This is a genomic window from Amycolatopsis sp. NPDC001319, assembly GCF_042896185.1.
In the GTDB taxonomy this organism is placed as follows: Bacteria; Actinomycetota; Actinomycetes; order Mycobacteriales; family Pseudonocardiaceae; genus Amycolatopsis.
The window spans coordinates 65,867-79,247 of sequence record NZ_JBIAWY010000016.1; the positions used below are offsets into that span (position 1 = coordinate 65,867).

The following is a 13,381-nucleotide window of genomic DNA, read 5'->3' on the forward strand; positions in this document are numbered from 1 at the left end:
TAGTGACAGCAGATCCTGTCGTCACTGTGCTACCGTCGAGTGATGACAGCATCTGCTGTCACTCGGATCCCGACCAGGAGATCGCCATGCGCGCTCTGCGTTTCCACCACACCGGTGAGGCCCTCGACGTCCTGCGGCTCGAGGAGGTCGAGCAGCCCCGACCGGCCCCGGGGCAGATCCGGGTCGCCGTGGAGGTCTGCACGATCAACCCCGCAGACCTGGCCCTGTGCCAGGGCCTGTACCCCGGCGACCTGCCCCGCGGAGTTGGGCTCGAGGTCGCCGGCACCGTCGACGCCATCGGCGACAACGTGACGGGCGTCCAGCCCGGGGACGCGGTGTTCGGTCCTGCCCCGTTCACCGGACCGACCGCGGGCGCCGCAGACCACGCGTTGCTCGACATCTGGTTCCCGCGGCCACCCGCCCTCGATCCAGCGGCCGCCGCCGCACTGCCCATGGCCGTGGACACCGCGCAACTCGGCCTGGACCTGCTCCGCATCATCTCCGACACGACCCTGCTCGTCAGCGGAGGCGGCACCACCACCGGCTTCGCCGCCGTGCAACTCGCCCGCCGGACCGGGGCACGGGTGCTCACCACCGCCGGCCCCACCCACACCGCAGCCCTGCGCGCCACCGGAGCCGAGGTCACCCCCTACGGCAAGGGCATGGCCGAGCGGATACGCGAGCTGGCAGGCGGCCCCGTCGACGTCGTCCTCGACGTCTCACCACCCGACGACGCCACCCTCCCGGAACTCCTCCGCACGGTCACCGACCCCCAGCACGTCCTGACCATCAGCAACCTGGCCCAGGCACGCGAGTCCGGCGCCCGCGACGCGTTCACCGAAGGACCACTCGGCCACCGCTACGACGTCGTCGAGGCGTGCGCCCAACTCGCGGCCCAGGGCCGCTTCGGTATCCCCGTCGCCCGCACCATCCCCCTCCCCGACTGGCGCGAAGCCATCGAACTGAGCCAATCACAACACCCCGGCGGCAAGATCGTCCTCCAGATCGCCGAGCCGCGGTGAGCCGAATCCCGAACAGCAAGCCGCGGCGTCCGCCGGCCATCACGAGCGCGGGGTCTCCCCCATGGCGCAGGCTGGGACGCACTCTCATGCGCATTGAGCGAGTGTCGTCGATCGCGATCCACGCGAATCGCGCTCGCGCAAAATGGGCGACGTGACAATCACCCCGGCCGGATCACAGACCTAGTACTGCAACGGCAGTTGGTGGTGGTGTGGTAGATCATCGTGGTGGTGGTCGGTGTGGTGATGGATCAGCTGGATCGGGTGCATGAGCGGATCGGGGGCCGGTTCGCGCCGTCGGACCCGCGGGCGCGTGCGCGGGAGTAGGTGTCCGGGCTGGTCGCGGGGTTGGAGCGGAAGAACGGGTGGACGCTGGCCGAGCAGGCCGGCGAGATCTCGCCGGACGGGATGCAACGGCTGCTGCGCTGGGCGGATTGGGACATCGACGGCGTCCGCGACGATCTGGGCGACTACGTGGTCGAGCATCTCGGCGAGCCCGGTGGGGTGCTGATCGTGGACGACACCGCTTTCTGAAGAAGGGCACGCGCTCGGCCGGGGTGCCGCGGCAGTCCAGGCCGGCGAGGTACGGGTCACGGGCGAAGCGGTCATCGCGGGTGGCATCGTCGACGATCAGGATCTCAGCCGTCCGCTGGACGTAGCGAACGGCCGTCCCACCGGTATCAGCGCTGGTCGGCCGAGGCGGGAACTGGCGCGATACAGTTCGGCCAGCACGCATCGCCTACCCGGTGGCGGCGTACTGTAGAACCACGAGGAGGGCGCAGCCGGAGAAACCGGCGGGGAGGCTCTCGTGGATTACGAAATATTCGACCTTGGTACCGTCCGGTTACAAGAAGGCGCCACACTCAGCGATGCCAAGCTCGCGTACAAGACGTACGGCGAGCTCAACGGTGACAAGAGTAATGCGATCGTGTACCCAACGTGGTATTCCGGGCAGCACTACGACAATGAATGGCTGATCGGCGAGGGGATGGCGCTCGATCCGGCGAGATACTTCATCATCATTCCGAATATGCTGGGCAACGGGCTGTCCTCGTCGCCGAGCAACACGCCCGCGCCGCATGACCGTGCGTCGTTTCCGCGGGTGACAATGTATGACAACGTTCAGTTCCAGCACCGGCTGGTGACCGAGCGCTTCGGAATCGCAACACTGGAGTTGGTCACCGGCTGGTCGATGGGCGCCGGGCAGACCTACCAGTGGGCGGTCAGCTTCCCCGACATGGTCAAGCGGATCCTGCCATTCTGCGGATCGGCGAAGACCAGCCTGCACAACTTCGTGTTCCTGGAAGGGGTCAGGACGGCGCTGACCGCGGACGCGGCCTACAACGGCGGCCGGTACGACAAGCAACCCGACATCGGGCTTCGCGCCCTGGCGCGGGTCTACGCCGGGTGGGGCTTCTGCCAGCAGTTCTACCGGGAGAAGATCTACGAGCGCGAGCCACTGGGCTACGCGTCCCTGGAGGACTTCCTCGTGGCCTTCTGGGAGGGCCTGTTCCTCAAGCGCGACGCGAACAACCTCCTGGCTATGCTGTGGACCTGGCAGCACGCCGACATCGGCAACACGCCGGGAAAGCGCAGCCTCGAGGACGCACTCGGCGCGATCCGGTCGCCCGCGATCGTGATGCCGGCGCAGCAGGACCTGTACTTCCCGCCCGAGGACAACGAGTGGGAGGTCAAGCACATGCACCGGGCGGAGCTGCGCGTCATCCCGGGAGCGTGGGGACATTTCGCCGGTGGCGGCCTCAACCAGGAAGACACCCGGTTCATCGACAACGGCCTCAAGGAACTGCTCGCCACGGAAGTCTGATCGGCCTGGCCTCGGCGCGGTTCTACCCGGTCCGTGTCGAGAGCAGTCCTGCGCAGCTGGAGGTAGCATCATGACCAGCGCAGAATATGCACAACGAACCACTCCTCCGGGAACCGCCCCGGAAGTGCCGCCGCCGCGGATGGGTGAGCCCGCCACGACCGCCTTCGCCCCCACAGCCAGCGGGGTGCCACTCGCGCTGGCGGGGTTCGGATTCTCGCTGACGATTCTGTCGTTGGCCAACACAGGTGTCGTGGACCAGCGGACGGCCACGATGTTCGTTCCCGTCGCGATGGGCACAGGCGCGCTTGCCATGCTCGTCGGCGGGATCTGGGAGTTCCGCGGCAACAACCTGTTCGGCGCGACGTTCTGTTCGGCGTATGCCTGCTTCCTGTTCACCACGGCGCTGATCGTGCAGTTCTACGCACCGATGATCACCGACACGGCGGGAGCAGCGAACTTCGCCCGCATGTTCGGAGCTTACCTGATCGTGTGGGCATTGTTTACCGCGATGCTCGCCGTGGGGGCACGGGTGGTCAACGCACCAGCGTTCGCCGCGTTCGTGTTGCTGGTCGTGGTTTACCTACTGCTGGGCCTCGCCAACCTCGTCGGATCGGGAGCCACCGCGATCGCACTGACCAAGGCCGGTGGCTGGGTTGGCCTCCTGGACTCCTTCGTCGCGTTCTACCTGTGCTCAGCCATCGTTCTCAACGACATCAGCGGGCGGGGCCTGCTGCCGATCTGGCCGGGCAGGCGGGCGGCGCACTCGGCCTGAGTGGACCGCGAGCGACAACTGGAACCCTCCGGTGGGCCGGTCCTGGCCTCCGAGATTTCCGCGGCGGCCAGGGCATCAGCCCGAAGCGGGAGGAGACCAAGCGCCTGGCACGCGTCGCGCCGGTCGGGCTCGGCATGCCGTCCGCTCGTTGACGCTCGCCCGTGTCCAGCAATGCAGGTGGTAGGCATATAGACGGTGATCAGCCAACTGCCTCTCAACGAACAACTCGACGCCTTCCAAGAGGTGCTCTCGCGCAACGACGTGCTGACGGAGGTGCTGTCCCGGTCGGCGTCGCTGGGATTACCCGGCTGGTATCTGACGGCGGGCTGTCTGTTCCAGACCCTCTGGAACGCGGTCACCAGCCAGGCCCCAGGTGACGGCATCAAGGACTACGACCTGTTCTAATTCGACGCCACCGATCTGTCCTGGGAGGCGGAGGATGCGGTGATCCAGTCAGCGAAGCATGTCTTCGCCGACATCCCGATCGAGGTGGAAATCCGCAACGAGGCGCGTGTCCATCTCCAGTACGAGGAGAAGTTCGGGACGCCATGTCCTGCCCACTTGTCCACCGAGGACGCGATCGGCTCCTTCGCCGCGACCACGTGCCGTCTGGGGGTCCGCCTCGAATCAGGCGGCCGCTGGCGCGTCTACGCCCCGCACGGGCTGTCCGACGTGTTCAACCTCGTCCCTCACCGTTGCAGTCAGTTGACAAGTGCAGAGAAATTTCGAGTTGCGGAAGGTCGCGTTAGGAACCTGCGGCCGTTTTCCCCTTATGCGCACCCCTTGAGCGCTAGCGTGACTGCGACTTCATCCGCCCGAATCCCGTGCTGGCACCGCGTGCCGTCTACGAGGCCAAAGCCAGTCGCTGGCTCCGCCAGTGGCCCGAGCTTATATCTGTCACTTGTGACCGCTATCTCTCACCACGGGGTCCGAGTTGGTTGGCTGCCGCCCGGCGTGCCGCTTCAACCCAGCTTTGGTGGGGTGCCGGGCGGCGGTTTGGTCGAGTTCGGCGGCGAGTCGTCTTTCGTAATGGCTGAGTGCGGCGGTGTGGCCGGGCGGTGCGGCCGACGCGCCGTTCCCGCTCGACTATCCGACGCCAATTTGGATCCTGCTGGGTTTCCTCGGCTCGAAGCCGAGCCCGGCACCGGCGGACGGCACGATGTTCACCGAGCGGCGCGTCCGGTCTTGAACCCGAGAAGGCGTGAAACGCCGTGAAGGGCGCTCCCGCAACGGGAAGAGCACCCTTCACGGTTCTCGCCGGGTTCAGAGCGAGGCGTAGAGCGCCCGCTCGAAATCTGCGTACATCTGTAGCTGCCCCGGCGGGACGAACGGCAGCGACTGCGAGTAGATCGCGCCGGTGATGCCGCTGGCCGGGTCGACCCAGAAGTGCGTGTTGCACAACCCTGCCCACGCACCGCTGCCGGGTGCGCGCATGCCCGGCTGCTGCGCCGTGGTGAGCACCAGGCCCCAGCCCCACTTGAGGCCCGGGCCGAGGTCGAGCTCGTGCGTCGTAGCCGGGTCCGCGGTCGGGATGTGCGCCGGAAACTCGATCTCGCCCACCTGGTTGGTGAACGCCTCGTCCACAGTGGACTTCCGAAGCACCTCGACCCCGTCGAGCGTGCCGCCGCCGAGCAACATGCGCTGGAACTTCAGGTAGTCGCGGGGCGTGGAGTAGAGCCCGTGGCCGGCGGTGTAGTACTCGGGCTCGGTGGGCAGGTCGATCTCCGTGACCGCCCACGTGCCGTCCTCACCCTGCACGTGGACGGGCACCAGGTTGGCCCGCTGCTCGGCGCTCGGGACGAACGTCGTCTCCGCCATGCCGAGCGGGCCGGTGATGTTCTCCTTGAAGTAGACGTCCAGCGACTTGCCGGACGCGGCCTCGACGACCCGGCCGAGCCAGTCGGTGTTGATGCCGTACTCGAATGTCGTACCCGGGTCAGCCACCATCGGCGCGTGGAAGATCACGGTTTTGCCGGCCAGCACGTTCGGCGTGCCGGTTGCCCGCTCCCACTTGACGATGTCGTCGTTCCAGAACCAGTAGCTCAGGCCGCTCGTGTGCGTCACCAGCTGCGCGACAGTCGCACGGCTCGCGGGCGCGCGCAGCACCGGGTTTTCGCCGTCGAAACCCTCCAGCACCTGGACATCGGCGAACTCGGGCCGGTAGGTGTCGATGGGGGCGTTGAAGTCGAGCGCGCCGCGGTCGCGCAGCTGCAGCGCGGCCACGGTGCCCACCATCTTGGTCATGGACATGATCCGGAAGTGCGAGTCGGCCGAGACCGGCTCCGGCGCCTCCGCGGCACGAGGTCCGGCCGCGCCTTCGTAAATGATGCCGTCACGATCCCCCGCGACGGCGACGACGTTGGGCGCGTGCCCAGCGCCGACCGCGTCTCGTAGCACTCGGTCCATAGCCGAGGTGTCGATCGTCGAAGTCGAGCTCACCGTTGAGGTCTCCTCATCACGTGTTGTGGGTCCTGCCGGAACGACGGCCACGGATGCGCCGCCACCAATTGCGCGCTCGCGAACGGAGCGTGCCTGCCACCAGGACGATGGCGCTCGGGGTTCCGCGCGGGGCGACGGGTGCCCCGCGGAACCGCGGTCTTCTCCACCGCCACCCGCGAACTGCTCGAACATCCGCCGGCTGACGTCGCCGGAGAGTGCCCGGCCGAACTGGGCGATCCGCCCGGTGAGGTAAAGGCAGTGGTGGCCCGCAGCCGCCCCCCGCCCGGCTGGTCCTCGGCGACCAGCACGATGTCGGCCTGCGTCCGGCCGCCACCAGCGTCCTCGCCCTGGCCGAAGACGCGGAGCCTGTGTGCGCCGGCGTCACGTTCGGCCGCGTGCTCGATCCCAGCGAACGAGAGCCGGATCGGGCCGACTGCCACCCGCGCCCGGCCGCGGTAGCGGTCGTCGCCGACGTGCTTGGTGAACTCCGCCCGGACCGGGCGAGGAAGTGTCATCACCGCTTTCCCCTCGTGGCGAAACGGTACGCGCGCGCCAGCTCCCGCGCACCCGGCGCGGACAGCAGCCGGCGCCGGTAGGCGGGCGAGCCGTGCGGGTTCTCGGCGGTGTCGACAAGCTCGCCGCCGAGCGCCGCCGCCGGTTCACCGAGAGCACCCGCGTCGCCTCCGGCATCGCGGTGACATCGCGAGTGACCGCTCGATCGGACACACCGAAGGCCGTCATCACGGCCTCCTCCACCTGCCCACCTGCCCACCGGACACCCGGACCCGGATCACGACGCCGGCGAGCGCGAAGTCGCCGTGGCGCCGGGCGACCTCGGCGAACCGGAAGCCCACACACACGGCAGCGGGAACCGGTCGACGGCGAGCACGTCCTCAGAGCCGAGGTCGCTCCACTGCGCACCGTTGAAAAACCCGGGGTGAATAACTCCTCACCACCCGGGGGTCCGACCTCTATCGGCAAAAGGTCGGCAGCGCACTCCCACGTCACTGACGTGGCCCGCCCCGGGCCGACCGTTCGGTTACCGCGATCTCGGCGCGCAGACGCGCGGTGGTCTGCTCATCGCGGCCACCGCTGAGCTCAAGCGCCGCGCGTAGCCGCGCGGTCGCGGCGTCTGGGTCACCGAGGTCGCCCAGTACCAGGGCCTGCAGTTCGAGTGCGTCGGCCCGGCCCAGCTGTCGATGGAGGCGGTGAAGTGGGCAACAGCCTCTTCGGCGCGAGCGAGGGTACGCAGGTTTTCGCTGAACCGGCGGTGTGCCACGACCCGCCAACTGCCCGTGCAGTACTAGACGCGGGCGCTGCCCCCCTTGCATCTGGAGGCGAGCGGCAATGCGTCCGTTCGGGTGCAGATCAGCCCCAACTCGTCATCGGTACCGGGTAACAGCGTTCCGTCCTCGACCCGGATCCGCCTCAAGCACCGAGGTGCACGATGATCACTACCGCCCTACCAGCCACCCCGACAGGCGCGGTGTCTCCGCGTCGGGCCGGTGCCCGATGTCGCCAGCAAACCGTGGGAGGCCGTGGGCTGAGGTTCGCGTTTTACGGGCGGATGTCCACGGTCGAGTTCCAGGATCGGACGACGTCGTTGGGCTGGCAGCGGGAGGTCGCCGACGAGACGATCCGAGGGCACGGCGTGATCGTGGCGGAGTACTTCGACGAATGATGTTCGCGTCGGCTGCCGTGGTCCGAACGGCCGGCCGCGGCACAGCTGATGGCAGCTGCGCGGCAGCCGAACCGTTCGTTCGATGCTGTCGTCATCGGGGAGTACGAGTGAGCGTGCTACGGAGTTCAGTTCGGCGCGGTGCTGACCGCGCTGTGGGTGCAAGGTATCGAACTGTGGCTCCCCGAAGCGGACGGTCCGGTAAACCTCGACGACCGCTCGGGTCCCAGTCGCGTCGCGAGGTGTTGCGAGCGCAGCACCGCGTGCTGGCAGCTATGCATACGCAGACCACCGTTCAAGGGAGGTTCCTCGGCGGCCGACCACCATATGGGTTCCAGCTCTCGTGGACGAGGCAACGTTCCTGGCGGTCCAGGGCATGCGTGCGGCCAGAACCACACGGCACGGCGACACCAGGACGTACATGCTGGCCGGCCTCGTGCAATGTCCGCTCTGTGGCCGCCGACTGGAGTCGCGCTGGGCGAACGGCCGACCCGGCTACCGCTGCCGCCACGGTCGCACCAGCGCCCGCAACCGCCCACAAGGGCTTGCAAAGAACGTCTACGTCCGCGAAGACCGCTAACTAAACGACCTTCGCGCCCGGTTTGCCGAAGAGTTGGGCCACGACACTTCCGCGATCGCGGACTACTTGAGGTCGGGTCACCTGACAATCATGTACGGCGGTCCCACGCGTGAAATCAAACCTTGTGGCCCACCACGCATACATGCCGCAACAGCCGAAACCACCGGAGGGCAGTTCCTGTTACTCTGACCTCGCCGCGGCATGCGGCTCTGTGGGGTAATTGAGTGTCCGTGACGATCTTGCACGTTAGCCACACGCCTCCAGGTGCTGAGATGATATCCGGTTGCGTCCGTTGAGCACGCTCGCACGCAGATAGGGATTTGGCAGTCCGTTGGGCCCGACAGCGGGAACGCCGACCTGGATGGCGCAACCACCATGTGCGCGCTGCTGTGCGCAGCGTGCTCGCACCTGACGTCGCACGAGGGCTGCGGGTACGCGGTGTGGAAGGTCCTCGGGTGGGGGGACGCGGCGGTGATGCCGAGGGGCGTGCGGGTACACGAACACACTGGCGATGCGATCGCCGGGCGCGCCGTGAACCTGAGCCGTGGTCTCGCACGGATAAAGTCGACCGGGAGAGCGGCGGAGCATCGATTCGTGGCTGGTTCGTTCGTCGTAGAAACAGACGGGCCGAACGGAGGCCCCGAACCGATGGGATGCGTGAGATGGCGAAGTACCTGCTCCTCATCTATGGGGACGAGCAGATCTGGGAAGCGGGCTCCGCGCAGGAGAGGGCGGAGGTCGAAGCCGGGCATGCCGCGTTCAACGCCGCAGCCGGTGCCGCGGTCATCTCCGGCCACGAGCTTCTGCCGACGGCGACCGCGACGAGCCTGCGCGGCAGCGTGAGTGGCCGACCGACGCCGACCGACGGACCGTTCCTCGAGTCCAAGGAAGTGCTCGGCGGCTACTACGTGGTGGAAGCACCCGACCTGGACGCTGCGGTCAAACTCGCCGAGCGGCTGCCCGAGCTCAGGGTCGCGCACAGCGGGGTCGAGATCCGGCCGATCAACGAGCCGGACTAGACCGGATCGGCGCGCCTTGACCGGGAACGTCGACGTCACGGAGGCGGTCGCGCAGGCGCACCGTCGCGAGTGGGCCAGAGTGCTCGCCGCGACGGTGCGTGTCGTGCGCGATCTCGACCTTGCCGAGGAGTGCGTCCAGGACGCGTACACCCAGGCTCTGCGGAAGTGGACGGTGAGCGGAGTGCCCGCCCGGCCGGGCGCGTGGTTGACCAGTGTCGCGCGCAACCGGGCGAAGGACCTGCTGCGGCGGGAGTCGGTCCTGCGCTCCGCGTTGCCGTTGCTTGTCACGGACGACATCGTGACCGGGCCGGAGGACAGGGCGGACCCGCAAGCCGTCGGCGACGACCGGCTGCGGCTCATTTTCACCTGTTGTCACCCGACGCTGTCTCGCGATGCCCAGGTGGCACTGACCCTGCGACTGGTGTGCGGGCTGTCCACGACCGAAGTGGCTCGGGCCTTCTTGGTGCAGGACGCAGCGATGGCGGCGCGGATCACGCGGGCGAAGAGGAAGATCAGCGGTGCTCGGATCCCCTATCGGATGCCCGACCCCGGTGACCTTCCCCGACGTGTGGACTCCGTTCTCGACGTCGTGCACCTCGTCTTCACCACCGGCCACGTCACGCCGGTCGGCAACCAGCTCGTACGGCGGGACCTCGTCGACGGTGCCCTCCACCTCGCCCGCACCCTGCACCAGCTGCTGCCCGGCAACACCGATGTCGCCGGCCTGCTGGCGTTGCTGCTGCTCACCGACGCCCGCCGGGACACCCGGATCTCCGGGGACGGGGCGCTGGTCCTGCTCGCCGACCAGGACCGGCGACGGTGGGATGCGCTGCAGATCGAGGAGGGCACGGCCCTGCTGACCCAGTCGTTGCGGCGTACGGGGCCGACGAGGTACTCGGTCCAGGCCGCGATCGCCGCGGTGCACGCGGAGGCGGCGACCTGGGAGGACACCGACTGGGTGGAGATAGTCGGGCTGTACGAGGTGCTGCGCCGTTTGTGGCCGTCCGCGGTCGTCGACCTCAACTGGGCCATCGCCATCGGATTCCGAGACGGTCCGGAGGCCGGCCTCGCCGCGCTCGCGCCCCTGCTGGACGAACCCACGCTGGGCACCCACGCCTACCTGAGCGCGGCCCGCGCCGACTTCCTGCGCCGCCTCGGCCGGTGGCCCGAAGCAGCCCTGTCATACGAGGAGGCCCTGACGATGACCGACAACGAGGTGGAACGCGCCTTCCTGCTCAGACGGCGCGAAGAAGTCGCGCTCCATCTCGACTGATCCAGTGAGCGGCGCGGGCTCAGTGTCCGGCACACCTGGACACACGTGGTGGTGCCAGCCTCGGGAACTGGGGAGTTGACAAGTTCCCACTGTGAGGAGCCGGCCGACCACGCACGTCGCCGGTCTGCTTGCCCTGATCAATCCCGTGGTCGCCAGTCGGTGAACCGCGGGCCGAGCGGCGGCTGCGATCTGCTGACGTGGCCTGCTCACCTTCCGGGTGTTCCATGACCCAAGCCTTTCGCGAGGGTCGTCGGTGAGCTTTCAGGCGGCTGCCACTCACCGCCGTCAGGTCGCGGAACTCCTGAATCGATGGGCTCCACCAAGCGGAGATGGTCCCGTTGGTCCAGAGCCCCGCCGTAACGTCCTTGAAGACAACTGCAATGAGTTCCGCGGAGTCGACCGCGGCGTCGGTCGATATGCCTGCGACGCCCAGGTTTCACATGCACGTGCCCGAAGCTGGATTCGCCACTGGCTGCAGTGGCCTCGAACGACTCTGTCGGGTCGCTCACCAGGCGCGTGTGGCTAGCGAGCGTATCCCTGAGGGACTTGTACCCCCAACGCCTCTGACCAGCATGTTCACACCTAAGAACTCGCAGCCGCAAGAGAATTCGCTGGTCAGAGACCAAGCTGTGTGTCCGAGGACGATCTTGCTCGCTAACCACAACGCTTTCCTTAGGCTGATCGGGCGAGAGCAGGTCTCCTTGTGTACATGTACGTCCGCCCACGCAAACGGCCGCGGCACTAGTTGTATTTGGCCATCAGGTTGGTGGCAGTCGGCTGGTGGGTGGGTGTCCGCCGAGTGCGCTGTGGCGGCGTTGAGTGTTGTAGTGCTCGATCCAGGGGGCAAGGGCTGCGGTGCGTTCGGTGTTGCTGGTGAAGGCCTGCCGGTAGGCCCATTCGGTTTGCAGGGTGCGGTTGAGGCGCTCGACTTTCCCGTTCTGCCAGGGCAGTGGGGTTTGATGAACTTCTACCGGATGCCGTTTTTGGCGCAGACCTGGCGCAGGGACCAGCGGTAGGCCCAGGCGTTGTCGGTCATCAGCCGCTCGATGCGGGTGAAGCCGTGGCCGGCGAAGTAGGTGATCGCCCGGGCGAAGAACGCTGCGCAGGTCGGGCCCTTCTCGTCCGGGAGGATCTCGGAGTAGGCCAGCCGGCTGTGGTCGTCGACCAAGGAGTGGACGTAGTCGAACCCGATCCTGACGCTGCGGTCACGGGTGGCGTCCTGGTTCGCGCGGCCGTGTGCTCGCCAGCCGCCGCCGTCAGGAATGCGGCCGATCTTCTTCACGTCCATGTGGACCAGCTCGCCCGGCCGGTCCCGTTCGTAGCGCACCGCGGTGGTTTTGCCGGCCCGGATCACCTCGCCGGTGATCGGATCGAGCGCGGACAACCGCGGGATATTGTTGCGGGCCAGCACCCGCGACACTGTCCTCGTCGGCACCCCCAGCGCGGCTCCCAGCCAGTCCGGTCCACGGCGCTGGCTCCGGCGCAGGTGCACGATCCGGCGCTCGGTCTCCTCGCTGGTCCGCCGCGGCGAGGAATGCGGGCGCGAGGACCGGTCGCGAAGACCGGGCTCGCCCTCCGCGGCGTATCGGTCCAGCCAGGTTTTCACGCATTTACGGGAGATCCCCATCGCGGCCGCGATATGCGCCTGCGGCCATCCCGCCCGGTGACGTTGGACGATCAGCAGCCTGCCCACAACCGTGGTCCGGGCATTACGGTGAGACACGAGAGCCTCCGGTTGGAGTGGGTCCTAGACAAACCACACCCCAACCGGAGGCTCTCCCCATGTCAACCAAGACCACCCGCAACCAACGTCCTGGCCAAATACAAACTAGTGCCTCGTCAAGGAACGTTGACGTGGTAACCGTGTCGCCTGGACATCGGGACTGGTGAGAGTGAGGCTGGCCGGTGGAGATGAGCCATGGCACGTCAGCCGGAGGTGTTCGCGCGGTCCCTGGAGCTGGAAGAGGCCCAGCGGCTGGTCAAGATCACGAGATCGACCCGGGATCGGGTGCGTCTGCGGCGGTCCGGGATCGTGCTGGCCTCGTCGCAAGGCCGGTCCGCAGGTGAGATCGCGGTGATGTTCGCCGCGACCGAGGGCTATGTGCGGGAGGTGATCCACGCGTTCAACGACTCCGGGTTCGCGGCGTTGTCCCCAAAATGGAGGGGCGGCCGACCAGCTAAATTCGGGCCGGCCGCCCGGGAGCAGATCTGCCGCATCGCCGCCTGCAAACCGACTGAGCTGGGACTGCCGTTCACCACTGGAGCCTGGCCAAACTGGTCGGCTACCTCGCCGAACACGCCTGGATCAAGGCGAGCACCGAGACCGTCCGGCAGATCCTGCGCGCGGAGGGCGTGTCCTGGCAGGCCACGAAGACCTGGAAAGCCAGCAAGGACCCGCACGAGGCCTGCACCAGACCCGGGGCGCATCACGATGGCCAGATGCAGCTTGGTCGTCCAGCCTCCCCTCGACCGGCCCAGCGCGTGGTCGGACGGCTCGGGCTCGCCGATACCGCCTGGCGGTTCTTTCTGCAGCTGTTGCTCGTCGAAGCCCGGCAGGGGCTTGATCCGGTCGGCCCAGTTGCCGGCTCGTACGCGCGGGCGTCCGTGTCAAGCACGAGCCAGACCTTCGCGGAGCGGGATGACTCCAACATCGTGCACCGGAGCCGGTTCGAGAAAGGCGGCCACTTCGCATCGCACGAGGTGCCCGAGGTCGTGGTCGGCGACATCCAGGCGTTCTTCGCCGCACCGCACTGAGTTCGCGGAACGCAGGCCAGGC

At 67.7% G+C, this 13,381-nt stretch carries 8 protein-coding genes and 3 pseudogenes; 9 read left to right on the forward strand and 2 right to left on the reverse strand.

The features are described 5' to 3' along the window. The first annotated feature begins 86 nt into the window (after positions 1-86). The 5 genes and pseudogenes from ACFY1H_RS41925 to ACFY1H_RS41945 all read left to right on the forward strand — a co-directional run bounded on the left by ACFY1H_RS41925 (position 87) and on the right by ACFY1H_RS41945 (position 4,831). Positions 87-1,022: an NADP-dependent oxidoreductase gene (locus tag ACFY1H_RS41925; RefSeq protein WP_386955852.1), complete on the forward strand. Its 936-nt coding sequence runs from the start codon at positions 87-89 to the stop codon at positions 1,020-1,022. Between the two features lie 243 nt (positions 1,023-1,265). After that, positions 1,266-1,588 (forward strand): annotated as a pseudogene (locus ACFY1H_RS41930) (transposase); the annotation flags it as partial. A 239-nt stretch (positions 1,589-1,827) separates the two neighbouring features. Then, positions 1,828-2,844, forward strand: coding sequence for an alpha/beta fold hydrolase (locus tag ACFY1H_RS41935; protein WP_386955777.1), 1,017 nt, complete (start codon positions 1,828-1,830; stop codon positions 2,842-2,844). 70 nt (positions 2,845-2,914) lie between these two features. Beyond that, the gene (locus tag ACFY1H_RS41940) at positions 2,915-3,616 is read left to right on the forward strand and encodes an acetate uptake transporter (protein ID WP_366585253.1); all 702 of its coding nucleotides are present in this window, start codon (positions 2,915-2,917) and stop codon (positions 3,614-3,616) included. 273 nt (positions 3,617-3,889) lie between these two features. Then, positions 3,890-4,831 (forward strand): annotated as a pseudogene (locus ACFY1H_RS41945) (nucleotidyltransferase family protein). A 48-nt stretch (positions 4,832-4,879) separates the two neighbouring features. Here the strand turns inward: ACFY1H_RS41945 and ACFY1H_RS41950 are convergent. Further along, positions 4,880-6,055, reverse strand: a complete 1,176-nt coding sequence (locus ACFY1H_RS41950; protein ID WP_366585251.1) for a serine hydrolase domain-containing protein — start codon at positions 6,053-6,055, stop codon at positions 4,880-4,882. Positions 6,056-8,154: 2,099 nt separating this feature from the next. Between ACFY1H_RS41950 and ACFY1H_RS41955 the strand changes: the two genes are divergently transcribed. From ACFY1H_RS41955 to ACFY1H_RS41965, 3 genes are all read left to right on the forward strand, one after another. Beyond that, on the forward strand, positions 8,155-8,313 hold the full coding sequence (locus ACFY1H_RS41955) for a recombinase zinc beta ribbon domain-containing protein (protein ID WP_386955853.1): 159 nt from the start codon (positions 8,155-8,157) through the stop codon (positions 8,311-8,313). Between the two features lie 662 nt (positions 8,314-8,975). After that, positions 8,976-9,332, forward strand: a complete 357-nt coding sequence (locus tag ACFY1H_RS41960; RefSeq protein ID WP_364063046.1) for a YciI family protein — start codon at positions 8,976-8,978, stop codon at positions 9,330-9,332. 16 nt (positions 9,333-9,348) lie between these two features. Further along, a complete protein-coding gene (locus ACFY1H_RS41965) occupies positions 9,349-10,605 on the forward strand; it encodes an RNA polymerase sigma factor (protein WP_386955778.1) in 1,257 nt (418 codons plus the stop codon). Between the two features lie 758 nt (positions 10,606-11,363). On the opposite strand, the pseudogene ACFY1H_RS41970 reads toward ACFY1H_RS41965, so the two are convergent. Then, a pseudogene (locus tag ACFY1H_RS41970) lies at positions 11,364-12,328 on the reverse strand (IS481 family transposase). 629 nt (positions 12,329-12,957) lie between these two features. On the opposite strand from ACFY1H_RS41970, the gene ACFY1H_RS41975 reads away from it, so the two are divergent. Continuing rightward, positions 12,958-13,359, forward strand: coding sequence for a hypothetical protein (locus ACFY1H_RS41975; protein ID WP_386955779.1), 402 nt, complete (start codon positions 12,958-12,960; stop codon positions 13,357-13,359). Positions 13,360-13,381: the final 22 nt, after the last annotated feature.

Coding starts and splice junctions, on each gene's coding strand:
- ACFY1H_RS41940 (WP_366585253.1), top strand. CDS start 2,915: ATGACCAGCGCAGAATATGCACAACGAACCACTCCTCCGGGAACCGCC.
- ACFY1H_RS41960 (WP_364063046.1), top strand. CDS start 8,976: ATGGCGAAGTACCTGCTCCTCATCTATGGGGACGAGCAGATCTGGGAA.
- ACFY1H_RS41955 (WP_386955853.1), top strand. CDS start 8,155: ATGCTGGCCGGCCTCGTGCAATGTCCGCTCTGTGGCCGCCGACTGGAG.
- ACFY1H_RS41925 (WP_386955852.1), top strand. CDS start 87: ATGCGCGCTCTGCGTTTCCACCACACCGGTGAGGCCCTCGACGTCCTG.